Source organism: Pseudomonas sp. R11-23-07, from assembly GCF_003852295.1.
Classification (GTDB): Bacteria; Pseudomonadota; Gammaproteobacteria; order Pseudomonadales; family Pseudomonadaceae; genus Aquipseudomonas.
In genome coordinates, this window is the sequence record NZ_CP027761.1 from 3,219,389 (window position 1) to 3,241,753 (window position 22,365).

A 22,365-nucleotide genomic window follows, 5' to 3' on the forward strand; every position below is an offset into this window, starting at 1 on the left:
TAACGGGCTATAAGGAGCCCCAGGTGCATCAATCCGGATCGCGGTCATCCAACGCACACGCCGCCAACGCACCCATCACCCCGCCTGCGATTGGCGCCAGCCAGAACAACCAGAGCTGTGACAGGTATTGCGCCCCGGCAAACAACGCCGGCCCCGTGCTTCGCGCGGGGTTGACCGACGTGTTGGTCACCGGGATCAGCGCCAGGTGAATCAGGGTCAGCGCCAGGCCGATGGCGATGGGTGCAAAGCCGGCAACCGCGCCCGGCGCCGTGGCGCGCATGATGATCAACACAAAAAAGAACGTGGCGATCAGCTCGGCCAATGCAGCGGACTTCATGTCGAAGTGCCCGGGACTCAGCGGGCCATAACCGTTGGCGGCAAAACCGCCGAGTTCGAAACCGGGCTGGCCGTTGGCGATCAAGTACAGTGCTGCGGCCGCCAGAATTGCGCCAATCACCTGCGCCGCGATGTAAGGCAACACATCAGCACCACACACTCGACGCCCCGCCCATAAGCCAATGGTCACCGCCGGGTTGAAATGCCCGCCGGAAATACCGCCCACTGCATAGGCCATGGTCAACACGGTAAGACCGAATGCCAGAGACACCCCTGCAAAACCAATACCCAACTCTGGAAACGCCGCCGCCAGGATGGCACTGCCACATCCGCCGAAGGTCAGCCAGAAAGTACCCAGAAGCTCTGCGATCAAACGCTTTTGCACAATTGACTCCATTGCAGTTCATGCCGTCACACGGGGGGTGGGCGGTCCCGCGCGACGGTAGCAATGGACATTGATGAGCCCTATAGGACTTGTCCGGTTTTGTGTGGGAGGGGGCTTGCCCTAATGCCAGTCAGTTAAGCGTACACCACCGTCTGTAGGAGCGAGCTTGCTCGCGAAAAACTCACAGGCACCGCGTTTATTCAGGAAGCACGCGTTATCGTTGACGTTTTTCGCGAGCAAGGGCTAGCCGCCCGCCTCGCTCCTACAAAAAGCCTTGACTGACTGGCATTAGCCCCAGGGCCGCCCTCTATTTTTCCCGTTCAGCTCTGCACCACACCCGTCCCAAACCGCCGAATCGCCAGGCAATACCCCACCAACCCCAGCGCCGCCAGCAACCCGCCCGCCGCACCGATCCAGGCGAAGCCGAAGTGGCTGCCGACCCAGCTGCCCATCAGCGCGCCGCCGCCGATGCCGATGTTGTAGATGCCGGAAAACATCGCCATCGCCACGTCCGTGGCGTCCGGCGCGAGCACCAGTACCTTGGACTGCATCGCCAGGCCGAAGCCCATGATCGCCATGCCCCAGAACACGCTCAGCACCACCAGGTAGGATTGGGCGCCGCTCAACGGCAGCATCAGCGCCAGGCAGGCCGCGAGCAGGAACACGCAGCTGATCACGAACACGTGCGGATTGAACCGATGCACCAGGCTGAACAGCAGCGAGCCGATGATGCCGGCGCCGCCGAACACCAGCAGGATCAGGGTGACCGCACTGCCGCCCAGGCCGGCGACACCTTCGACGAAGGGTTCGATGTAGCTGTAGGCGGTGAATTGTGCGGTGACGGTCATCGCGGTCAGCACGTAGAGCGCCACCAATGCCGGGCGCTTGAACAGCAACGGCAGGCTGCGCAGGGAGCCTGAGTTCTGGCTCGGCAGCGGCGGCAAGGTGCGCGCCAACCAGAACACCAGTGCGGCCGCAAACGCGGCGATCACCAGGAAGGTGGTGCGCCAGCCCATGGCTTCGCCGAGCAGGCGGCCAAGGGGAATGCCCAGCACCATCGCCAGGGAGGTGCCGGTGGCGAGCAGGCCAAGGGCTTGCACCTGCTTGCCCACCGGTGCCAGGCGTACCGCCAGGGAGGCGGTGATCGACCAGAACAACGCATGGGCCAGGGCGATACCGATGCGGCTGACCATCAGCAGGCCGAAGCTGGTCGCCACGCTGGACAGGATATGACTGGCGATAAACAAGCCAAACAACACGATCAGCAACTTGCGCCGTTCGACGTTACGCGTGAGCAGCATCACCGGCAACGATGTCAGCGACACAATCCACGCGTAAATAGTGAGCATCAGGCCGACGCTGGCCACGGGCATATCAAAGCTGGCGCCGATAGCGCTGAGCAGGCCGACCGGCACGAATTCGGTGGTATTGAACACAAACGCGGCCAGCGCCAGGGCGATGACCGGTTGCCAATTGGCTTGAGGGGTTGCGGCTGAAAGGCTCATTGACGGGCGAGGTACTCTGACAGTGATCAAACGGCCGCGCAGGACACGCGGGGCCGTTGAGCATTCTATAGGTTTCCTGCGGTGCTGTTGGCGCCGATCCTGCGACAATCGCGCGCAGTCTCAGGGCAAAGGCCGCCCGTCGATCAAGCCTGACTCACGGATCCACCTGCGTCATCAACTCAGGAATGCTCTCCGGTCGATTCGCATAGCGCTGGGCCAACGCCGCGCACACCATCAGCTGGATCTGGTGAAACAGCATCAGCGGCAGGATCAGCACGCCCATGGTCGCCCCGGCGAACAGCACCTGGGCCATGGGCACGCCGGTGGCCAGGCTTTTCTTCGAACCGCAGAACAGGATGGTGATGCGGTCTTCCTGGTTAAAGCCGAACGCCTTGCCCAGCAGCGCGGAGGCCACCAGCACCAGGGCCAGCAACACGCAGCACGCCACCACCAGCCCGCCCAGTTCCCACAGCGGAATCTGGTGCCAGATGCCTTCGTTGACCGCTTCGCTGAAGGCGCCGTACACCACCAGCAAGATCGAGCCCTGGTCGACGAATTTGAGCCAGTTTTTATTGCGGCCCACCCAGTCGCCGATCCAGCGCCGGGCGATTTGGCCGGCGACGAACGGCAGCAACAACTGCACGCTGATCTTCAGGATCGCGTCGACGGTGGAGCCGCCATCGCCGTGCACATCAAGCAGCAGGGTCACCAGCAACGGCGTCAAGAAGATCCCGAACAGGCTCGAGGCCGCCGCGCTGCAGATCGCCGCCGGGATGTTGCCGCGCGCCAGGGAGGTGAAGGCAATCGCCGATTGCACGGTGGCCGGCAGCGCGCAGAGATAAAGCATGCCCATGTACAGCTCGTTGCCGATCAGCGGTGACAGCAGCGGCTTGAGCGCCAGGCCGAGCAGCGGAAACAGCACGAAGGTCAGGCTGAACACCAGCAGGTGCAGACGCCAGTGCCCGGCCCCGGCGACGATGGCCTGGCGTGACAGCTTGGCACCGTGCAGGAAAAACAGCAGCGCGATGGCGAGGTTGGTGACCCAGCCGAAGGCCACAGCGGTCTGGCCGCTGGCCGGCAGCAAGGAGGCGAGGATCACCGTGGCGATCAGGGTCAGGGTGAAGTTGTCGGGCAGGAAACGTGGACGGGTCATAAGCAAATCTTCCAGGGGTTGCCAAGAGCATCTTGGCGACTCTAACGTAACGACCTGTTACCGACTAACGCCAATGAGCCAGTAAATGCCGCCTAAAGGACACGAAAAAACCGTCCGCCGCAGCGTACCCGGGCTGTCCAGCCTGCCACGACCGGTGTATGGGCGCACCGAATCCTTGCCCAACCGCGCGCTGACGCGGCGGCACAGCCATCCATGGGTGCAGTTGTCGTATGCGATTTCCGGGGTGCTGGAGATCCAGACCAGCGCCGGCCGCTTCGTTGCGCCACCGCAGCGTGCGGTGTGGATTCCGGCGGGCATGCCCCATCGCGTTTATAGCTCGCCCCATACGGAAATGCGCAGCCTTTACCTCGATTGCCGCGTGACCGCCTGGGCGGCCGAGCGCTGCCAGGTGCTGGCGGTGAGCAATTTGTTGCGCGAATTGATCCGCAGCTTCAGCGAACTGCCCGTGGAATATGCCGAGGATGGCCCCGACGGCCGCCTGGCCCAAGTGGTGTTGGACCAACTCGCTGCAGCGCCCCACGTGGATTTGATGCTGCCCTTGCCCCACGACCCGCGCCTGCGCCAGATTTACCGCAGCCTGAATCTGCATCCGGAGCAGCAGACCACCCTGGGCGAGTGGAGCCGCAAGCTGGGGGTGAGCGAAAAGACCCTCAGCCGTTTGTTTGTGCGCGACACAGGGTTGACGTTTCGCGCGTGGCGCCAACGCCTGCGACTGTTGAGCGCCCTGCCCGCCCTGGAGCAAGGTGAACGGGTGACAGATGTGGCGCTGGGCTGTGGTTATGAATCGACTTCGGCGTTTATCAACGCGTTTCGCCAGCAGTTCGAGGCCACGCCCGGTGAATTTTTTCGCTGAGCGTTGTCCAGTTGACCAAGCGCCACGTTCAAATAATCCCCAAACACGCGCTCGGCTGGTATTGTGCCGCGCTTTGAAAGACCGCTACCGACTTGCGAGGAAATGGACGTTGAACACTGACGAAAAAATGACCGGGGACCTGTTCGAGGTTGATAAGCGCCTGTCACTCAAGCCCGTGGTGGACTTCAACGCCTACCTGCGCAGCGCTTTCGGCGACGGCCCGTGCACCTGCATCCGCTGCAGCGCCAGCGGCGGCGATGAGAGCGGTTATGCGTTCCAGCACACCTTCAATTTCGACGGCAAGCCCACGCACCGCCGCTTCGCCTCCACGGCGGGCAGCGATGTGGTGATGGTGCTGAAGAAAGCCTGGTTGTCCTACACCAAGGCGGAGTTGCCGCTCAGCGGCGTGCTGGTGCTCGATACCGTCAAGGAATTCGTCGAGCCACAGTTGCATAAGCGCGTGGCGCCACTGCTGCTGGCCAGCGGGTTGGTCAAGGACCTGGATGACCAATTGCACATTCAGCCACAGGCTATGACTTGAGTTCACATTAAATGTGGGAGGGGGCTTGCCCCCGATGGCGGTGTGTCAGCTACCTATTACTTAGCTGGCCCACCGCTATCGGGAGCAAGCCCCCTCCCACATAGGTTTTGTATTAGCAAATTAAAACCCGGGAACGCCTTGCACCCGGATCTCAGGCGTCAGTTCTTCCAGCGGCTCGGTCAGCGGCCGATCGCTGCTCCCCGGCACCAGAATCACCTTGCGGCACTCCTCCTCGCATTTATCGAACAGCTCATAGCCGCGCGCCGCCTGCTCCAACGACAGCCGGTGGGTGATGATCGCTTCCGGGTTCAGGTGGCCCAGTTCGATATGCTCCAGCAGCTCCGGCAGGAAGCGCTGCACATGGGTCTGGCCCATCTTGAAGGTCAGGCCCTTGTCGAACGCGTCGCCAAACATGAAGCCGTGAATAAAGCCGGCATACACCCCGGCCACGCTGACCACGCCACCACGGCGTACGGCGGCGATGCATTGGCGCAGGGCCTTGCCGCTGCTGCCTTCGATCTTCAAGGTGGTGAGGATCGTTTCTGTGGTGCTGCCCTTGGCTTCGAAACCCACCGCATCCACTACGCCATCGACACCGCGCATGCCGGCGGTCTGGCGGATGATGGTGTCGGCGGGGTCGTCGTCCTCTTCGAAGTTGATCGGGATCACGCCGTACATCTTTTGCGCGTAGGCCAATCGATAGGGATGGTCGTCGACCATGAAAATCTGTTCGGCGCCGAGCATCTGCGCGCACGCTGCGCTGAGCAAGCCCACCGGGCCAGCACCATAGATCGCCACGCTGGAGCCTTTGCCGATACCGGCGTTGGTCACCGCCTGCCAGGCGGTGGGCAGGATGTCGGAAAGGAACAACACCTTTTCATCCGCCAGCACACCTGGCACCTTGAACGGCCCGGCGTTGGCCTTGGGTACGCGCACCAGCTCGGCCTGGCCACCGGGAATGCCGCCATACAGGCGGCTATAGCCGAACAGCGCGGCCCCCGGCGGGATCGCCTTTTTATTCAGGATCGCACCGCGCCCGTCGTTGGTGGTTTCGCAGGCTGCGTATTGCTGCAGCTGGCAGAAAAAACAGTCGCCACAGGCAATCACGAAGGGGATCACCACGCGGTCACCCCGTTGCACCGCCGTCACGGCCGGGCCGGCTTCTTCGACGATGCCCATGAACTCGTGCCCGAAGATATCACCATGCTCCACGGTCGGAATTTTGCCTCGGTACAGGTGCAAATCCGAACCGCAGATCGCCGTGGCGGTGACGCGCAAAATGATGTCGTCGGGCTGTTCAATGATCGGGTCAGGTACCGTATCGACCTGGACTTTGTGGGCGCCTTGGTAGGTCATCGCGCGCATGCTCTGCACTCCTGTGGTTGGGCTTATTAGTTAAGGGCGCACGCAGTGCCCAGTGTTCCCTCAACCTGCTGCGGCAACCGATAAATGGTCGCCGCGGCTCTGGGCCAGGAGCCCATCCACCACGCGGCACAGGCCGCCCGACGCATCGACACCCGCGCTGCGCGCCTGCGCGTACCAATGCAACTGCTCGGTTGCACTGTTACCACGCCGCAGCAACCTGTGCAGGCTGTCGAACAGCTGGCCTTCACCCAGGGCGTCGGCCGTGTCGGCGAACCTCTGGCAAGCGCGTTGCAACCACTGGTGCGCGCTGCAAAGGGCGCCTGAGGCGTCCAGCGCAAAGGTACCGGCTGCGCCAAAGCGCTTGGCTTGCCAGCGGTTTTCCTTGAGCAGCCAACGCGTCTCGGGGGTGAAGCCCGCACCGGGCTGCTGCATCGCGCAGGCATGGCTGACCATCACTCGAAATAACGTCGCCAGGGCCAGGCCATCTTCCAGCCGTGGGCATGCATCGGTCATGCGCAGTTCAAGGGTGGGATAGCGCGCCGCCGGGCGAATGCCCCACCAGCCGTTGCCATCGGCTTCGATCGCGCCCATGCGCTGCAACATTGCCAAGTAGCGCTGGTACTCGTCCCAGTCGGCAAAATGCTCCGGCACACCCATGCGCGGCCACTCATCGCAAGCGACCTGGCGGTAGCTCATGAACCCCGTGGGCGCACCGTTCCAGAAGGGTGAGGAGCAGCTGAACAACAGCAGTAACGGCAACCAGGGCAACACCTCGTTCATCACCGCGATGCGATCGACCCGTGCCGGTACCTCGACATGCACGTGCAAGCCACACAACACACTGCGTCGCGCCACGTACTGCACGTCCTCGAATAACTGCCGGAAATGCCCGTGCTCGGTGGGCCGTTGCTCACGCCAATCGGCCAAGGGATGGCTGCCGGCGCACACCACGCCCAGGCCGAAGTTGGCCAAGGCCCGCGCCAGGTCGCGGCGCACCGTTGCCAGGTAGTGGGCCGCCTCCTCGCCGCAGTGAAACACTGGTGAGGCGGCCTCTATCTGGCCCTGGAACATTTCATGGGTGAAGCCCTCGCCGATAGCCTCCCGGCAGGCCGCGATCACGGCTGCCGAGGGCGCGGCGAGCATCTGGCGCGTGTGCAGGTCAGTGATGAAATACTCCTCTTCGATACCGAAGGTGAGCATGAGCGTTCAGCGCAGGCGCGTAACGGTGAGTGCAACCACAGCGATCCGCTCGACGCGTTCATACCCCGGTTTATCGAGTTCTTCGCCGAAGACGTCGGGGTCCAGTTCACGGTAGGTCCAGCCATAAGCGTCGCTGGTCAGCAACGGCTTGACCGCTTCCAGAAACGCATCGCCGCCCGCCACCATGGCCACGCCGGTATACAACACCAGGCTCCCGCCAATGGCGAGGCGTGGGAGCGATTCGCTGACGATGCGCACCGACAGCTGTTCGCCCAACGCGCCACCGCCGTGGCGATAGGCGCGCTGGCGGTCGTCATTCATGTACGGCGGGTTGGCGACGATCAGGTCGAATTCACCCTCGACGCTGGTCAGCACATCACTCTGGTACACACTGACATTCGCCAGGCCGGCCAGCTCGGCATTCACCGCAGTCAGGCGCAGCGCACGGGGATTGATATCCACCGCCAGCACCTCGGCGTCGTGCCGCGCATGGGCGATGACCAGCGCGCCGACCCCCGCCCCGCAACCGATGTCCACCGCACGCTTGAGCGGTTCGAAACGCTGCTGCAGATGGGCTTGGATAACCTGGGCGAATCGATAGCTGTCGGGGCCGAAAAACACCGCGTCCGCCTCGACGGTGGGATACGGCGAATGGGCAAACAACAGGTCATCCAGGCTCGACCAGCGCACACTGCTGCGCCACAGCGCGTCGTGTTTTTCGATCACCTCGGCCTGCTGCAACTCGTCACGAAATGCCTCGGGCAACAGCTCGTTGTCGAACGGCATCGACCAGCCAAATACGTCACGCATACTCATCGCCAAGGGCGTGCCAAGGCGCCGGTACACGCGCTCGTGGGTCAGCGGCGTCGGCGTGATAAAACGGTAACCGCTCTCCTTCAAACCTCGGCCGAGGTTCAGCAGGGCGCGGTCAGCCAGTTGTTGTGCAGACATGGATGTTTCCTTAGCGCAGGCGTGCGCGCAGTTGGATAAAGCGGCGGGTGGCGTACAACCCTGCGGGACTGCAGTGGCGTCGCGCTGACATCCACGGGATCAGCGCGGTGAGCTGCTGGTCATCGGGCAAGTTCCATAACGAATCCACCAGGGCCTGGGTGTCAGGATCCGCAGGGCGATGCTGCTCGCGGGAGAAACGGCTGCCACGGCCCGGACGAACCGGCGGCACGCGCTGGCTGCTGATCCAGTCACCGGCGATCCAGTCGTGCAGCACCTGTTTTTCATAACCGCTGAACACGCCGAACATCGCCGCTCCTGCCCCCTCGATCAACTGCCAGAAGCGGCTCTCGGCGGGGTCCTGGTTGCGCTTGATCCAGCCCTTGTCTTCCATCGCCCGGAGAAAGTCTCCGATCTGGCCGGGCTTGGCCAGCCATTGGTTGACGGTCTTGCCTTCGAAGCGGCAGTAGTCCGAGTGCATGTGCTGGCCAAAGGTGCGCTTGCGTTCGAGCATGGCCACCACCTCTTCCTGCAGATCGAAATCTGCGATGACCGCCGTGGTGCCTGGGCCGAGATCGTTGAGGCGATACCCGGCCGCGACGCGACGGTAGAACGCCTCCCTGCCCTCGCCCAGCGGCAGCAGGTTCAACACCGATTGCGCGGCTTTGCTGGCGTGGCCGCTGCTGGCGTTGTCGATGGTCACGTGGAGGGTGAAGTAATAGGGGTCGATGCCCAGCTCACTGAGTTCGTATGACGTAATCAGCAGGTGCAGTGGCAACTGCTCGTAACCCAGGTTGTAACCGATGACTTCCGGCAGGAATTCGTCGGCGCACAGGCCCAGGGCCAACTGCAGGGCGCCTTGCAAATAGTGGCCGTCCTCAAGCCCCGCCTCGCTGTCGGCATCGTGCTCACTGAGCAGCTTGCGATAGATCACCACGTGGTTCTGCGCCGCTTCGCCGTCGCCCAACTCTTCGAGGTAGGTGGTCAGCAGGCCGTCGAAGCGCTGGTCCTGCCAATAGCGCAGCAGGCCGTAGAGCCAGGCGCCGTCGACCTGTTTGGTCGGGGCCACGCGCTGCAGCACATACAACGCGTGCGCCTTGTTCTGGAAATAGCGACGTGGCCGGCCCTGCTGGCGTTGCTCCAGGTACTCGGCATACGCCTGGGCCACGGCGGCGCAACGCTGTTCGACCCAGGCCAGCAACTGCTCGGGCACTTCGGGCAGGTCGCAGGCGGTGCTTTCCACGTGCGTCAGCTGATCCTGCAGGTAGTCACGCGCCAATGCCGCCGCGCCTGGAGCTTCGCCATACAGCTGTTGATACACCCGTTGATGCCGGCCAGGGGCCGAGTCGGTGAGAGAGGCCGGTTGGCCCGACAGCGCAGTGAGGAGTGTCATGGTGGCAGTTTCCGCAAAGTCCGTTACAACGGGCCACCCTGCAAGGCGGCCCCGCAAAAGCGCTTCAAAACACACGCTTATGGGATGCAGAGCATCGGAATGTGCGAAAAATTCAAATGAGGTTGTAAAAGGGGGGATAAGCGGTCGCGATTTCCTTCAAGCAGCAGGCGTTGGCAGCTAATCATGCTCAGCTTGTTGAATAATCGCCTCTACCCTTGCCATGACCTCATCATGCGCCACACCGGGGCCAGGATTGGTCAGGCTTTTTTCGACTTTTTTCCGAAACCAGAGATCATGGCTACTCGCCTGCTCTTCGGTTTCAAACTCCGAAACAATTGGGGAAAGTGGAACTGCCATCAGGTCACCTCCTGGATGAATGCTCAGCAGTTTAGCCGCAACCCTGGAAGCTGTCTTGAACCACCAGATGAAATGCAGCCAGCTCACCCGCAAGACGAAAAATGGCACACACGGCTCCGTTCTGCCCCAAGTGATGTGGGAGGGGGCAAGCCCTAATGCCGGTCAGTTAAGAAGTAGCAGGAGCGAGAACTAACTTGTGGCGAGGGAGCTTGCTCCCGCTGGGGCGCGAAGCGGCCCCAAACAATGGGACTGCTGCGCAGTCCAGCGGGAGCAAGCTCCCTCGCCACAGGATCGGTGTCGCCTTAACTGACTGGCATTAGGGCAAGCCCCCTCCCACACTGGTACTCAGCGCATCCAGGGTTTTCGTAGCCCTATTACTTACGCGCCGCCTCCCACTGCTTGAGCAGGTCGTTGTAGTTCACGGTCTCGCCTTTAGGCTTCTCGTTCGCCAGTTTCGGCTTCGGCGCGCCTGGCTGGTCGAACCAGTATTGCGCGTCACGCTCGGGGTTCATTTTCGGGCCGCACACCGGTTGCACCTTGGAGCGCTCCAGGCGCGTCATAATCGCGTCCTGTTCCTTGGCCAGGTTGTCCAGGGCCTGTTGCGGGGTTTTCTCGCCGCTGGCGGCGGCCGCGATGTTGCTCCACCACAGTTGCGCCAGGCGTGGGTAGTCCGGCACGTTGGTGCCGGTCGGCGACCACTCGGTGCGGGCCGGGCTGCGATAGAACTCCACCAGGCCGCCGAGTTTGGGGGCCATGTCGGTCATGGCCTGGGAGTTGATATCGGACTCACGAATCGGCGTCAGGCCGACTATGGTTTTCTTCAGCGACACGGTTTTCGAGGTCACGAACTGCGCGTAGAGCCAGGCCGCGAGTTTCTGCTTCTCCGGCGTGGACTTGAGGAAGGTCCAGGATCCTACGTCCTGATAGCCCTTTTTCATGCCCTTTTCCCAGTAAGGTCCGACCGGTGACGGCGCCATGCGCCATTTCGGCGTACCGTCGGCATTCACCACCGGCAGGCCCGGCTTGACCATGTCGGCGGTAAACGCGGTGTACCAGAAGATTTGTTGGGCGATGTTGCCCTGGGATGGCACCGGGCCGGATTCGGAGAAGGTCATGCCCGCCGCTTCCGGTGGCGCGTAGGCTTTCATCCAGTCCACGTATTTCTGCGTGGCAAATACCGCGGCCGGGCCGTTGGTGTCGCCGCCACGGGTAACGCTGGAGCCCACCGGGTGGCAGTCCTCCACGCGAATGCCCCACTCGTCCACGGGCAAGCCGTTGGGCAAGCCCTTGTCGCCGCCGCCGGCCATGGAGAACCAGGCATCGGTGAAGCGCCAGCCCAGGGACGGATCTTTCTTGCCGTAGTCCATGTGCCCGTAAATGCGCTTGCCGTCGATTTCCTTGACGTCTTCGCTGAAGAATTTGGCGATGTCTTCATAGGCCGACCAGTTCACCGGCACGCCGAGATCATAGCCGTACTTTTCCTTGAACTTGGCTTTCAGCTCCGGGCGCTCGAACCAGTCGGCGCGGAACCAGTAAAGGTTCGCGAACTGCTGGTCGGGCAACTGGTAGATTTTGCCGTCCGGGGCGGTGGTGAAGGACAGGCCGATAAAGTCCTTGAGGTCCAGGGTCGGCGAGGTGAAATCCTTGCCTTCGTTGGCCATCAGGTCAGTGATGGACTCGGTCTTGCCGTAGCGAAAGTGCGTACCGATCAGGTCCGAGTCGTTGACCCAGCCGTCATAGATATTCTTGTCGGACTGCATCTGGGTTTGCAGCTTTTCCACCACGTCGCCTTCCTGCAGCAGGTCGTGGGTCAGCTTGATCCCGGTAATTTCGCTGAAGGCCTTGGCCAGCACCTTGGATTCATACTCGTGGGTGGTGAGGGTTTCCGACACCACGTTGATCTTCATCCCACGGAACGGCTCCGAGGCCTTGATAAACCACTTCAATTCCTCCAATTGCTGTTCGGCCGTGAGGGTGGACGGCTTGAACTCGCTGCCGATCCATTTTTTCGCGGCATCTTCATACGCATCGGCCCAGGCCGTAGCGCTCAAACCACTGAGGGCCAGTACGGCGGCCAATGAAATGCTATGTCGCAGCTTATTGTTTTTATTCAACATAGAGACCTCCTGGTTAATTTCAAGACGGGACTCGCAGACACCCCTCTCTTGTAGGAGCGAGCTTGCTCGCGAAAAACTCAAAGACACCGCGGGCTACCAGGAACACCGCGTTATCGTTGACGATTTTCGCGAGCAAGCCCGCTCCTACAGGGTGTGCACACCTAGCCCCAGCGCATCACACTCAACAGCCACACCAGGGACAGCGCAGTCGCCACCCAGATGCTCCAGCCGGTGGCGCCGATTACCAGCAAATGCAGGTAGGCGCTGCCGAGAAGACCGATAAACAAGCGATCACCACGGGTGGTGCTGATCGGCAGAAAACCACGCCGAGGGATACTCGGCGCGCGCAACTCCCAGGTGGTCATGCCCGCCAGAATCAGCGCGATGCCGCCAAAGAACAGTGCAGTCGGGGTGGTCCAGGCCATCCATTCCATCATCGATTCCTCTAGACCCGGCCCAGGGCGAAGCCCTTGGCCACGTGGTTACGAACAAACCAGATCACCAGCATGCCCGGCAGGATGGTCAACACCCCCGCCGCCGCCAGTACGCCCCAGTCGATACCCGAGGCCGAGACCGTGCGGGTCATCACCGCTGCGATGGGCTTGGCATTGACCGAGGTCAAGGTGCGCGCCAGCAACAGTTCGACCCAGGAAAACATGAAGCAGAAAAACGCCGTGACGCCGATACCGGAGCCAATCAACGGGATAAAAATCTTCACGAAGAACTTGGGGAACGAGTAGCCGTCGATGTAGGCGGTTTCGTCGATTTCCTTGGGCACCCCGGACATGAACCCTTCCAGGATCCACACCGCCAACGGCACGTTGAACAAACAATGCGCAAGCGCCACCGCGATATGCGTGTCAAACAGGCCGATGGACGAATACAACTGGAAAAACGGCAGCAGAAACACCGCCGGCGGCGCCATGCGGTTGGTCAGCAGCCAGAAGAACAGGTGCTTGTCGCCCAGGAAACGGTAGCGCGAAAACGCGTAGGCTGCCGGCAATGCCACGCTCAGGGAAATCACCGTGTTCAAGCTCACGTAGTACAGCGAGTTGAGGTAGCCGGTGTACCAGCTGGGGTCGGTGAAGATCACCTTGTAGTTGGCCAGGGTGAAATCCTGCGGAAACAGGGTCAGCCCGCCAAGGATTTCGGTGTTGCTCTTGAACGACATGTTCAGCAACCAGTAGATCGGCACCAGCAGGAACAGGATGTAGATCAAAAGCGGTATCAGCTTGCGCTTGCTCATGTTGGTGGCCTCAGCGGTTGGCGTCGGAGTGGGTCATGGCGGTGTAGAACAGCCAGGACACCAACAGGATGATCAGGAAGTACACCAGCGAAAACGCCGCCGCCGGGCCGAGATCGAATTGGCCTACGGCCATCTGGGTCAAGGTCTGACTCAGAAAGGTGGTGGCATTGCCCGGCCCGCCACCGGTGAGTACGAACGGCTCGGTGTAGATCATGAAACTGTCCATGAAGCGCAGCATCACCGCGATCAACAGCACGCTTTTCATCTTGGGCAACTGGATGTGTCGGAAAACCGCCCAGGCCGACGCCCGATCGATGCGCGCAGCCTGGTAGTACACGTCCGGGATCGCCCGCAGCCCCGAATAGCACAGCAACGCCACCAATGAAGTCCAGTGCCACACGTCCATCACCAGCACGGTGACCCAGGCATCCATGGTGTTCGCCGCATAGTTATAGCTGATACCCATGGCGTTGAGGCTGTAACCGAGCAGGCCGATATCGGCGCGACCGAAAATCTGCCAGATGGTGCCGACCACGTTCCACGGAATCAGCAAGGGAATCGCCAGCACGATCAACACCAGCGACGACCAACGGCCTTTGGTCGGCATGGTCAGGGCGATGGCGATGCCCAGCGGGATTTCGATCAGCAGCACACAGGCCGAATAGATGAACTGGCGCAGCAGCGAGTCATGCAGGCGCGGGTCGAGCAGCACCTGTTTGTACCAGTCGGCGCCGACGAAATAGCGGCTGGACTGGTCGAAAATGTCCTGCACCGAGTAGTTGACCACAGTCATCATCGGGATCACGGCACTGAACGCCACCAGCAGGAACACCGGCAACACCAGCCACCAGGCCTTGTTGTTCTGCACCTTGTTCATGGCAGTTCCTCCAGCAGGTAATCGTCGGCGTAGAGCATCAGCCATTGCGCGGGGAAGCTGATGCAGGCGCGGCCTTCGGGCACCGGTTTGTCTTCGGCCAGGCGCACTTTGAGGGTGGCGCCGTCGAGGTTGAGGGTCATGATTTTGTAGGTGCCGAGGTCTTCCAGGTGTGTGACTTCGGCCTGCAAGGCGTCAGGGTTATGCTCGTCCCACACATGGATGAATTCCGGGCGAATACCCACCTGAAGCTTTTTGTAATCGGTGGCAGCGAGGCGTTGCTGCAACGCCTCGGATAACGGCAACAGCGTGTTGGCAAACCGCACCCCGCCCGCCTCGGCCTGCACCTCGATCAGATTCATCCCAGGGCTGCCGATGAAATAACCGACAAAGGTGTGGCTCGGCCGCTCGAACAATTCGCGCGGCGTACCGAACTGCACGATCTGCCCGCCGTACATCACGGCGATTTTATCGGCGAAGGTGGATGCCTCAAGCTGGTCGTGGGTGACGTAGACCATGGTGATGTTGAACTGCTCGTGAATCTGCTTGAGCTTGCGCCGCAGTTTCCACTTCAGGTGCGGGTCGATCACCGTCAGCGGTTCATCGAACAGGATGGCCGACACGTCGTCGCGCACCAGGCCACGGCCCATGGAGACTTTCTGTTTTTCGTCGGCGGTGAGGTTGCGGGCTTTTTTGCTCAACAGGTTTTGCAGGTCGAGAACCTCGGCAATTTCCTGCACCTTGCTGTGAATTTTCGCCTCGGCCATGCCTTGGTTGCGCAAGGGAAACGCCAGGTTATCGAACACTGTCATGGTGTCGTACACCACCGGGAACTGAAACACCTGGGCGATATTGCGCTTTTCCGGGGTGAGGTCGTTGACCACTTGGGTATCGAACAACACCTGGCCCTCGGACGGGCTGAGCAGGCCGGAAATGATGTTGAGCAAGGTCGACTTGCCGCAGCCCGACGGCCCGAGCAAGGCGTAGGCTCCGCCCTGCTCCCACACATGGTTCATTTCCCGGATGGCGTAATCCTCAGGGCCGCTCGGGGTCGCGCTATAGCTGTGCGCCAGGTTCTGCAAATGGATCTCGGCCATCAGGCAACCCTCGCGACACGGCGCCCGGGGGCCTGGACCAAACGTCCCTGGCCATCGAACACAAACAGTTTATGGGTGGGGATGTAAACGCGGATCGGCGCATCGACGTCGTACTCGTGCACCCCCGGCAGGTGCAACACCAGCAGGAAGTGTTCGCTGCGCACATGCAGGAAGGTTTCCGAACCGCTGATCTCGGCGACTTCCACGGTCACCGCCAGCTCCAGGTCATCGTCGTTGCTCGGCACCAGGCTGATATGGCTGGGGCGCACGCCAAAGCGGAACTCACCTTCGCCGATGGGGCGCAGGTCGACATTGAGCGGGAAATGCACGAAGTTGGCGAAACTCACTTCGTTGCCACTGATGCGCCCGGGCATCAGGTTGATCGGTGGCTCGGAAAACAACTCGGCCGCTAATACGCTTTGTGGCTGGTGATAGACCTCGGCGGCCTTGCCGCTCTGGATCACCCGGCCTTCGTGCAGGATGGTGGTAGTACCGCCCAGCGCCAGCGCTTCGTTCGGCTCAGTGGTGGCGTAGATGGCGATGGTGTGGCGCGCCTTGAACAGTTCGCGCATTTCCTGGCGCAGTTCTTCGCGCAACTTGTAATCCAGGTTGACCAACGGCTCATCGAACAGGATCAGCTCGGCGTCCTTCACCAACGCCCGCGCCATGGCCGTACGCTGCTGCTGGCCACCGGACAGTTCCAGCGGGTGGCGCTGCAGGAATTTCTCGATGCGCAGCATCCGCGCCGTTTCCAGCACCTTGCTCTGGATCAGCTCGTTGGACACACCGGCCTGGCGCAAAGGCGAGGCGATGTTCTCGAACACGGTCATGGTCGGATAGTTGATGAACTGCTGATACACCATCGACACGTTGCGCAGGCGCACCGGTTTTTGCGTGACATCCACACCGTTCATCAGGATGCGACCGCTGTCGGGCTTATCCAGGCCGGCCATCAGACGCATCAAACTGGTCTTGCCGGACAGGGTACGACCGAGCAACACGTTGAAGGAGCCCGCCTCGAAGCGCAGGTTGACGTCGTCGATCCAGGTTTGACCTTCGACAACGCGGGAGACATGTTCCAGGGTCAATGACATGACACGACCTTTTTATTATTGGAATGAATCTGGCCAGTTATCAGAGCGAGTTTCGTGCCAGAAATGGCAGGTGGTTGATGCATAAGGAAATGGGTCAATCTGGATGTTCAGGAATGAACACCCTGGCTGAACAAATGAACACTGAGGGGGTTGACAATGAACAGTTCTGAACAACACTGATCAGACTGTGGGAGGGGGCTTGCTCCCGATAGCGGTATATCAGTAAAAGAAATGCTGACTGACACACCGCTATCGGGAGCAAGCCCCCTCCCACATGGGTCTGGTTACATCCGTTAGATTGTGCACACTCAATAACAATAAAAATGAAGGTCAACACATGGCCGAACCACTGACTCACGACACCATCATCCAGGACTCCTGGCGCCGTTGCCGCGCGTTCGGCCTGGATCACCAGAGCGTCCCCAGCTTCGACCAACTGCCCGCCGAGGGCATTCGGCAGTTGTTGGAGAGCCAGCATTCACTGGTGCAGACCACCCATCAGGAAGTGCTGCCCTACTACGAGAACATCCTGAGCAATTCCAACTGCCTGATCATGCTGGCTGACAACCAGGGCCAGGTCCTGACGTCGTGGGGCACCCAGCGCTTTATCGAGCCCGGGCTGGCCCGTGGTTTCAGCGCGGGTGCGAGCTGGATGGAACACGCCAGCGGCACCAACGCCATCGGCACCGCGCTGGCTTGCGCCCAGGCGGTGCATATCGAGCACGACGAACATTTCCTCAAGGCCAACCGCTTCATGACCGGTTCGGCGGCGCCGATTTTCGACGCGCAACGCGAGATCATCGCAGTGCTGGATGTCTCCAGCGACAGCTACCTGCCGCCCTCCCACACCCTGGGCATGGTCAAGATGATGAGCCAGACCGTGGAAAACCGGCTGATCCTCAACCTGTTTCGCGGCGAGCATTTCCAGCTGACGTTCAACACCGGCCTGAGCAACCTCGACAGCCAGTGGGCGGGCCTGCTGATCTTTGATGAAAGCGGCCAGGTGCTGTCGGCCAACCGGCGCGCGGACAACCTGCTGGGGATCAGCTTGTCGAGGGTGATGATCGACAGCTTATTCAAGGTGTCGCTGCTGGAGTTGTTGAATCAGCCGGAGGGGCTGGCGTTTTCCCTGCAAGCGGCGGGACGCAATCGCTTCCAATGCCTGCTCAAGCGCCCCAGGCAGACGCCGGTACAAGCGCGGATGTTCAATGAACCGGCGCCTGCAAAGCCGAGCGCCGTGAGCCTCACCACCCTGCATTTTGGCGACGCACGCGTGGAGAAAGCCGTGCGCCAGGCCGAGCGCCTGCTGGAGAAGGACATTCCGTTGTTGATCCACGGCGAGACCGGCGTGGGCAAAGAGGTCTTCGTCAAAGCCCTGCACCAGGCCAGTTCCCGCAGCCGCCAGGCATTGATCGCGGTGAACTGTGCGGCGATTCCGGCTGAGCTGGTGGAATCGGAACTGTTCGGCTATGAAAAAGGCGCGTTCACCGGCGCCAATCAAAAGGGCAGCATCGGCCTGATCCGCAAGGCCGACAAGGGCACGCTGTTTCTCGATGAGATCGGCGATATGCCACTTCCCACCCAGGCGCGGCTGTTGCGGGTACTGCAGGAGCGCTGCGTGCAGCCGGTGGGCAGCAGTGAGGTGTTCCCGGTGGACTTGCGCATCATCTCGGCGACCAACCGCGCGCTACGGGAGCTGGTGCAAGCCGGGCGTTTTCGGGAGGATTTGTATTACCGCATTGGTGGCCTGACCCTGGAACTGCCGCCGTTGCGCGAGCGCAGCGACAAGCAGGCGTTGTTCCAGCAACTGTGGCAGCGACACCGCGACCCCACGCAGTGGGCCGGCCTGAGCGCCGAGGTGCTGAAGCTGTTCGAACAGCATCCATGGCCGGGCAATCTGCGCCAGGTCAGCAGTGTGTTGCAGGTGGCATTGGCGATGGCTGAGGAACAGCCGATCCGCCCGGAGCATCTGCCCGATGACTTTTTTGTGGATTTGCAGGGGCCGATACCGCAGCCCGCCAGCGAGCGATTGGATGACAGCATCGACCTGACGCAACGCTTGAAGGCGGCAGGCGGCAACATATCGCACCTCGCCCGCGAACTCGGGGTGAGCCGCAATACCCTGTACAAGCGCCTTCGCCAGAACGAAGGCTGAGCGGGCGCGTCACTCAGCCAGATGCCCCTTCAGCGCCAACGCCACGACACGCCGGTATAGAGGCCCCGGCCATCGGCCGGTGTGGAGCGCGCGACATCCAGGCCTTTGTCGTCATAGCCCGGGGTAACGGTGTTGGCATAACGCCGATTGGTCAGGTTGCGCAGGTCGACCCAGGCCTGCCAATCCTGCTTGGGCGCGTCAAAGCCAAACGTGGCGCCCAGGGTGGTGTAGGCCGCGGCGTAGTAAGAGTTGGCGTAGTCCACCGCCACCCGCGAGGCATGCTCGGTGTTGAGGCTGGTGTAGAAACCGCTCGGATGGCTGTAGCGCAACTGCGCCTGATAATAATGCTTGGGAATGCCGGGCAAGGTGTTGTCACCGAAACGCTCGTCATCGCGGTAGTGGAAATCGCTGAAGGTGTAGGCTTGGCGCAGCGCAAGCTGGCCGTTGCGACCGCCCTCCCACAGCGGGCTGAGCAGGCTCAGTTCCACGCCCTGATGCACGGTGGGGCTGGCGTTGGCTTCGGCGACGATGGCATTGCTGGTTGCGGTCTGGGCCTGGGTTTCCACAGTCAACAGCTCGTGGCGAACTTCAGAGCGGTAGAGCGCCAGGTCCCACTGGCCGAGCCAGGCCTCACCGCGGCCACCGACTTCCAGCGTCGTCGCCGTCTGGTTGCGCAACTTCACGCCTTCGCGCTGTAAGCCGGTGGCCGCGCCACTGCCGGTACCAAAGTATTTGTTGGAACCCCAGATCATCGACCAGGCGTGCGGCGGCTCCACCGAGCGGCTCAGGTTGGTGTACACCTGCAATTGCGGGGTGAAGTCATAGCGCAGGCCAATGCGTGGCGCGTAGTCCCAATCGTGCTGGCTGGTCGGGGCTTGGCCGTCTGGATAGGTGACCTGGGTTTCGCGGCGGGTATAGATCGCGGCCAAGCCGCTGGTCAGCCATAGGTCAGGCACCAGCTCCAGTTCGTTGCCGATATGCAGCACGGTGTCGGAACCCAGGTAGGTGTAGTCACGGGTCTTGGTGCCCGGAGCGTAGCCGGCCGTATTGCCCGCCGGGGTGCGCACGTACTCCGAGGCGCCGTTGTTCGGCATCGCCTGGGTGGTGCGCAAGCCGAGCGTGGTTTTGCTGTCGTGGCCGAACAGGCTGTCCTGGCGAATGTAATTGAGGGTGCCGCTGATGTCGGTGTAGGCGACTTTCAGGCGGTTGGTGCCTTCGCGCAGGTCCATCGGGTAGTCGTGATAGGCCAGCCCGACTTCGACGCGCGAAGCGTCATCCAATTGCAAGGTGGTCTTGTTCGCAATCCAGGTGGAACCCGGTTGCAAGCGCTTGGAATCGCGGGCGGCGTTGAGGCTGTTGGCGGCACGCGGGTCATGGCTGATCTGGTAGCGCGTGAGCTTGCCCGGGGTGTCGTTGGTGGTTTCGCGGTAGCGAAAATAGAAGCGCGTTTCCAGGTCCGGGTTGAAGCGATAGCCAAAGTTGGCCGCGACGCCCTTGCCGGTGCCGGCGCTCTGGTGTTGGTAACCGTCGGACGCAGAATCGGTGAGGCTGATGTAGTAATCGGCAGCACCGAGCACCTGGCCGGAACTGATCTCGCGCTGGGCGTAACCATGGCTGCCCGCCTCATAGCGCAGTTGCAGTTTGGGCGCGTCAAGACCGGTGCGGCTGACATAGTTGACCGCGCCGCCCAGGGCCAACGCGCCCCGGTCGAAGCCATTGGCGCCGCGCAGCACTTCTACCTGGCTTTGCCACAGCGCGTCCTTGAGTTCATAGGGCGTGCCGCCGGGACCGGTGAGCGGCAGGCCGTCGAACATTTCGTACAACCCGGAGGCATGGGCACCGGGGCTGCGGTTCAAGCCCGAACCGCGAATGGACAGCTTGACCCCTTCATTGTTCGCCGCCTTGGCGTACACCCCGGCCTGGTACTTGAAGACGTCCTCATTGGAGCTCACCCGGCCCTGTTGCACACTGTCCATGTCGATAAAATTAGTGCCGCCGGGCACGCTTTTGAGCTGTGCCTGGGCGATTTCGCCGGCGCTGGCTTCAGACGCAGTGACTTCGACCGGCGCCAATTGCAGGTCTTCGGCCTGTACCTGAGAACTGAGGGTCAGGGCGGCGAACAGTAGCGCAGGTTGTCGCAACAGCATGGGCAGGTCCTTGGAATACGGGGGCGTGGACGGCAGCGCCGGCACGCGAACAGTCATGGGAAGACGTCCACACCCGTCAGGTCACGTGCGCTCCTGGTTGCCCGGCAACTCCAGCGTCTGCATCAAGTCGTCAGCATCCGAGCCGATGGGGAATCTGAAACCATACATTTCATCGGTGGCCAGGATCTCGGCAAGCGTGTCGCGCAGCTGCATCTCCGTAGGCGAGCCGCGCAGCAGTTTGTGCGCGGGTAACAACACTTCCGAAGCGACTCCTTGAGCGCTCGCGGCGTCGATTACAGCAAACAGGATGAATCGCAGACGGATTTCGCGATCAGTAGGCCAAACCGTTTTTCGCTTACCCAAGGTAGGCACTCATGTTTAAGAAAAGTCCGAGGCTAGGGCTGACCGGTGCGTGGTTCAAGCGGTCCAGGGCATGAAAGGCAGTTTCCTACAGAGGAAAGGGAAACACCGCACCCAATGGCCCTGTCACTGCACAGGCAGGAAATTCATCAGCAACAGACTTTGCGCATAATTGAGGCCGATGCGTCGGTAGCGCTCATCGAGTATCTGGGTCAGCAGATCCAAGCGCGCGACGATCTTGCCGAATTCGACGGCGAAACTGAGGTTGCTGCCCTCCTCCGATATTTCATTGGAAAACAGCAGCAACACGCCATTGGCGTCTTGGCGCTGGCCGAGCAACCAGGTGGCTTTCTCGATATTCCGTGTGGCGTTGCTGACAAACTGCGGGTTAATCGAGTCGGTCACATAAAATTGCGTGCGCCCGCCGTGTGCGGTCACCAGCATGCTGCCGATCGCGTAGATGAACGCCCCCACCCGATCCCCCCGAAACTCCGGGCTCAGGGAGTAACTCAAGGCCGCCAGATCACGACGTTCCCCCAGCGCAGGCAATGGCTGACGCTTTTCGATAGCCTGGCGAATAGTGCGCGCAGCAGTTACCGCATCCGGATAACCGGACTGGCGCCACTGGCTGGGGTTACGCAGGTAAAGCTTGCTCATCAGCAGATAAAGGCTTTGCAGGTTGTCGCGCATGCCCAGGGTGGCCATGCGATCAACGCTGGTTTGAAAAAACTCATCGGGCTTGCCATCGCTGAACTGCCTGGCAATGTCGCGCCCCTGTTGCTGGCTGCAACCGACGGCACACAGCGCCAGTATCGCAACCAGCCACCGCGGCCATCGGGTGATAAAAACAGTTAGCGTTCGATGCATCGGTACCGGGTCTGTGGCTGTTGGCCACCCGCAGGATATGGGTGGCTGGGACAGAGGTAGATCAGAGGAATGGAAAAAAGTGCAGCCCTGGGGTTCAGATAAGCATCGGACTACAGGCCTGGCCTTCAACTATTAAACGTGTAGAAAATTTGAATTAGCGAGTTGCCCCCTCGGTCAAGAATTATGAACGCAGTAAATCTGACGAGGTAACCGCAATGACTATCCAGGCAGAGACACTCGTAGAACTGACCGAAGCGCTGAAAAAGCGCGGCCTGAATCTGGTTTCAGATGTGCACTTCACCCGCGCGCCCTATCGGCATAATCACCGCTGGATCTGCACGGTCGAGTAAC

General features: G+C 61.3%; 21 protein-coding genes and 1 pseudogene. 5 read left to right on the forward strand and 17 right to left on the reverse strand.

Translation table 11 applies throughout. From position 1 onward, the window contains the following. Positions 1 to 28 precede the first annotated feature (28 nt). From aqpZ to C4J84_RS14660, 3 genes are all read right to left on the reverse strand, one after another. On the reverse strand, positions 29 to 733 hold the full coding sequence (gene aqpZ, locus C4J84_RS14650) for an aquaporin Z (RefSeq protein WP_124435613.1): 705 nt from the start codon (positions 731 to 733) through the stop codon (positions 29 to 31). 308 nt (positions 734 to 1,041) lie between these two features. Then, complete coding sequence (locus C4J84_RS14655; protein ID WP_124371024.1) at positions 1,042 to 2,226, reverse strand: sugar transporter; 1,185 nt, start codon at positions 2,224 to 2,226, stop codon at positions 1,042 to 1,044. Between the two features lie 154 nt (positions 2,227 to 2,380). Then, positions 2,381 to 3,379, reverse strand: coding sequence for a bile acid:sodium symporter family protein (locus C4J84_RS14660; RefSeq protein WP_124435614.1), 999 nt, complete (start codon positions 3,377 to 3,379; stop codon positions 2,381 to 2,383). A gap of 85 nt (positions 3,380 to 3,464) precedes the next feature. On the opposite strand from C4J84_RS14660, the gene C4J84_RS14665 reads away from it, so the two are divergent. Beyond that, on the forward strand, positions 3,465 to 4,253 hold the full coding sequence (locus C4J84_RS14665; protein ID WP_124367360.1) for a helix-turn-helix domain-containing protein: 789 nt from the start codon (positions 3,465 to 3,467) through the stop codon (positions 4,251 to 4,253). A gap of 109 nt (positions 4,254 to 4,362) precedes the next feature. Beyond that, a complete protein-coding gene (locus C4J84_RS14670; RefSeq protein ID WP_124371026.1) occupies positions 4,363 to 4,794 on the forward strand; it encodes a hypothetical protein in 432 nt (143 codons plus the stop codon). 120 nt (positions 4,795 to 4,914) lie between these two features. Here C4J84_RS14670 and C4J84_RS14675 read toward each other — a convergent pair whose 3' ends face one another. From C4J84_RS14675 to C4J84_RS14695, 5 genes are all read right to left on the reverse strand, one after another. After that, entirely contained in the window at positions 4,915 to 6,159 is a 1,245-nt protein-coding gene (locus C4J84_RS14675; RefSeq protein WP_124371027.1) for a zinc-dependent alcohol dehydrogenase, read from the reverse strand. 60 nt (positions 6,160 to 6,219) lie between these two features. Further along, positions 6,220 to 7,359, reverse strand: a complete 1,140-nt coding sequence (locus tag C4J84_RS14680) for a carboxylate-amine ligase (RefSeq protein ID WP_124371028.1) — start codon at positions 7,357 to 7,359, stop codon at positions 6,220 to 6,222. Positions 7,360 to 7,365: 6 nt separating this feature from the next. Next, positions 7,366 to 8,310, reverse strand: a complete 945-nt coding sequence (locus C4J84_RS14685; protein WP_124371029.1) for a class I SAM-dependent methyltransferase — start codon at positions 8,308 to 8,310, stop codon at positions 7,366 to 7,368. Positions 8,311 to 8,320: 10 nt separating this feature from the next. Continuing rightward, positions 8,321 to 9,700 (reverse strand): iron-containing redox enzyme family protein, encoded by a 1,380-nt coding sequence (locus C4J84_RS14690; protein ID WP_124371030.1) that lies wholly within the window; start codon positions 9,698 to 9,700, stop codon positions 8,321 to 8,323. Between the two features lie 177 nt (positions 9,701 to 9,877). Continuing rightward, positions 9,878 to 10,057 (reverse strand): stability determinant, encoded by a 180-nt coding sequence (locus tag C4J84_RS14695; protein WP_124372439.1) that lies wholly within the window; start codon positions 10,055 to 10,057, stop codon positions 9,878 to 9,880. A gap of 194 nt (positions 10,058 to 10,251) precedes the next feature. Between C4J84_RS14695 and C4J84_RS26795 the strand changes: the two are divergent. Next, positions 10,252 to 10,347, forward strand: a pseudogene (locus tag C4J84_RS26795) (N-acetyltransferase); the annotation flags it as partial. Positions 10,348 to 10,431: 84 nt separating this feature from the next. On the opposite strand, the gene C4J84_RS14700 reads toward C4J84_RS26795, so the two are convergent. From C4J84_RS14700 to C4J84_RS14725, 6 genes are all read right to left on the reverse strand, one after another. Continuing rightward, positions 10,432 to 12,174 (reverse strand): ABC transporter substrate-binding protein, encoded by a 1,743-nt coding sequence (locus tag C4J84_RS14700; RefSeq protein ID WP_124363236.1) that lies wholly within the window; start codon positions 12,172 to 12,174, stop codon positions 10,432 to 10,434. 161 nt (positions 12,175 to 12,335) lie between these two features. Next, on the reverse strand, positions 12,336 to 12,608 hold the full coding sequence (locus tag C4J84_RS14705; RefSeq protein ID WP_124363237.1) for a DUF2160 domain-containing protein: 273 nt from the start codon (positions 12,606 to 12,608) through the stop codon (positions 12,336 to 12,338). An 11-nt stretch (positions 12,609 to 12,619) separates the two neighbouring features. Beyond that, positions 12,620 to 13,420, reverse strand: coding sequence for a carbohydrate ABC transporter permease (locus tag C4J84_RS14710; protein WP_003232361.1), 801 nt, complete (start codon positions 13,418 to 13,420; stop codon positions 12,620 to 12,622). Positions 13,421 to 13,430: 10 nt separating this feature from the next. Next, a complete protein-coding gene (locus C4J84_RS14715) occupies positions 13,431 to 14,297 on the reverse strand; it encodes a carbohydrate ABC transporter permease (RefSeq protein WP_124363238.1) in 867 nt (288 codons plus the stop codon). After that, the gene (locus C4J84_RS14720) at positions 14,294 to 15,391 is read right to left on the reverse strand and encodes an ABC transporter ATP-binding protein (RefSeq protein ID WP_124371031.1); all 1,098 of its coding nucleotides are present in this window, start codon (positions 15,389 to 15,391) and stop codon (positions 14,294 to 14,296) included. The genes C4J84_RS14715 and C4J84_RS14720 overlap by 4 nt, the downstream gene beginning before the upstream one ends. After that, on the reverse strand, positions 15,391 to 16,485 hold the full coding sequence (locus tag C4J84_RS14725) for an ABC transporter ATP-binding protein (protein WP_124404513.1): 1,095 nt from the start codon (positions 16,483 to 16,485) through the stop codon (positions 15,391 to 15,393). The genes C4J84_RS14720 and C4J84_RS14725 overlap by 1 nt, the downstream gene beginning before the upstream one ends. Before the next feature lie 337 nt (positions 16,486 to 16,822). On the opposite strand from C4J84_RS14725, the gene C4J84_RS14730 reads away from it, so the two are divergent. After that, positions 16,823 to 18,640 (forward strand): sigma-54-dependent Fis family transcriptional regulator, encoded by a 1,818-nt coding sequence (locus C4J84_RS14730; protein ID WP_124435615.1) that lies wholly within the window; start codon positions 16,823 to 16,825, stop codon positions 18,638 to 18,640. Between the two features lie 29 nt (positions 18,641 to 18,669). Here the strand turns inward: C4J84_RS14730 and C4J84_RS14735 are convergent, their stop codons facing one another. The 3 genes from C4J84_RS14735 to C4J84_RS14745 all read right to left on the reverse strand — a co-directional run bounded on the left by C4J84_RS14735 (position 18,670) and on the right by C4J84_RS14745 (position 22,014). Further along, on the reverse strand, positions 18,670 to 20,787 hold the full coding sequence (locus C4J84_RS14735; RefSeq protein ID WP_124436324.1) for a TonB-dependent receptor domain-containing protein: 2,118 nt from the start codon (positions 20,785 to 20,787) through the stop codon (positions 18,670 to 18,672). 81 nt (positions 20,788 to 20,868) lie between these two features. Beyond that, a complete protein-coding gene (locus C4J84_RS14740) occupies positions 20,869 to 21,150 on the reverse strand; it encodes a hypothetical protein (protein ID WP_124371033.1) in 282 nt (93 codons plus the stop codon). Positions 21,151 to 21,273: 123 nt separating this feature from the next. Continuing rightward, the gene (locus tag C4J84_RS14745; RefSeq protein ID WP_124435616.1) at positions 21,274 to 22,014 is read right to left on the reverse strand and encodes a hypothetical protein; all 741 of its coding nucleotides are present in this window, start codon (positions 22,012 to 22,014) and stop codon (positions 21,274 to 21,276) included. 215 nt (positions 22,015 to 22,229) lie between these two features. On the opposite strand from C4J84_RS14745, the gene C4J84_RS26470 reads away from it, so the two are divergent. Further along, complete coding sequence (locus C4J84_RS26470; protein WP_256657416.1) at positions 22,230 to 22,364, forward strand: hypothetical protein; 135 nt, start codon at positions 22,230 to 22,232, stop codon at positions 22,362 to 22,364. Position 22,365 lies beyond the last annotated feature (1 nt).

Excerpts from the sequence above, each read along its gene's own strand:
- C4J84_RS14745 (WP_124435616.1), bottom strand. The coding sequence starts at position 22,014 with ATGCATCGAACGCTAACTGTTTTTATCACCCGATGGCCGCGGTGGCTG.
- C4J84_RS14720 (WP_124371031.1), bottom strand. The coding sequence starts at position 15,391 with ATGGCCGAGATCCATTTGCAGAACCTGGCGCACAGCTATAGCGCGACC.
- C4J84_RS14655 (WP_124371024.1), bottom strand. The coding sequence starts at position 2,226 with ATGAGCCTTTCAGCCGCAACCCCTCAAGCCAATTGGCAACCGGTCATC.
- C4J84_RS14710 (WP_003232361.1), bottom strand. The coding sequence starts at position 13,420 with ATGAGCAAGCGCAAGCTGATACCGCTTTTGATCTACATCCTGTTCCTG.
- C4J84_RS14715 (WP_124363238.1), bottom strand. The coding sequence starts at position 14,297 with ATGAACAAGGTGCAGAACAACAAGGCCTGGTGGCTGGTGTTGCCGGTG.
- C4J84_RS14730 (WP_124435615.1), top strand. The coding sequence starts at position 16,823 with ATGGCCGAACCACTGACTCACGACACCATCATCCAGGACTCCTGGCGC.
- C4J84_RS14700 (WP_124363236.1), bottom strand. The coding sequence starts at position 12,174 with ATGTTGAATAAAAACAATAAGCTGCGACATAGCATTTCATTGGCCGCC.
- C4J84_RS14690 (WP_124371030.1), bottom strand. The coding sequence starts at position 9,700 with ATGACACTCCTCACTGCGCTGTCGGGCCAACCGGCCTCTCTCACCGAC.
- C4J84_RS14660 (WP_124435614.1), bottom strand. The coding sequence starts at position 3,379 with ATGACCCGTCCACGTTTCCTGCCCGACAACTTCACCCTGACCCTGATC.
- C4J84_RS14680 (WP_124371028.1), bottom strand. The coding sequence starts at position 7,359 with ATGCTCACCTTCGGTATCGAAGAGGAGTATTTCATCACTGACCTGCAC.
- C4J84_RS26470 (WP_256657416.1), top strand. The coding sequence starts at position 22,230 with ATGACTATCCAGGCAGAGACACTCGTAGAACTGACCGAAGCGCTGAAA.
- C4J84_RS14695 (WP_124372439.1), bottom strand. The coding sequence starts at position 10,057 with ATGGCAGTTCCACTTTCCCCAATTGTTTCGGAGTTTGAAACCGAAGAG.
- C4J84_RS14725 (WP_124404513.1), bottom strand. The coding sequence starts at position 16,485 with ATGTCATTGACCCTGGAACATGTCTCCCGCGTTGTCGAAGGTCAAACC.
- C4J84_RS14735 (WP_124436324.1), bottom strand. The coding sequence starts at position 20,787 with ATGCTGTTGCGACAACCTGCGCTACTGTTCGCCGCCCTGACCCTCAGT.
- C4J84_RS14685 (WP_124371029.1), bottom strand. The coding sequence starts at position 8,310 with ATGTCTGCACAACAACTGGCTGACCGCGCCCTGCTGAACCTCGGCCGA.
- C4J84_RS14705 (WP_124363237.1), bottom strand. The coding sequence starts at position 12,608 with ATGGAATGGATGGCCTGGACCACCCCGACTGCACTGTTCTTTGGCGGC.
- C4J84_RS14665 (WP_124367360.1), top strand. The coding sequence starts at position 3,465 with ATGCCGCCTAAAGGACACGAAAAAACCGTCCGCCGCAGCGTACCCGGG.
- aqpZ (WP_124435613.1), bottom strand. The coding sequence starts at position 733 with ATGGAGTCAATTGTGCAAAAGCGTTTGATCGCAGAGCTTCTGGGTACT.
- C4J84_RS14675 (WP_124371027.1), bottom strand. The coding sequence starts at position 6,159 with ATGCGCGCGATGACCTACCAAGGCGCCCACAAAGTCCAGGTCGATACG.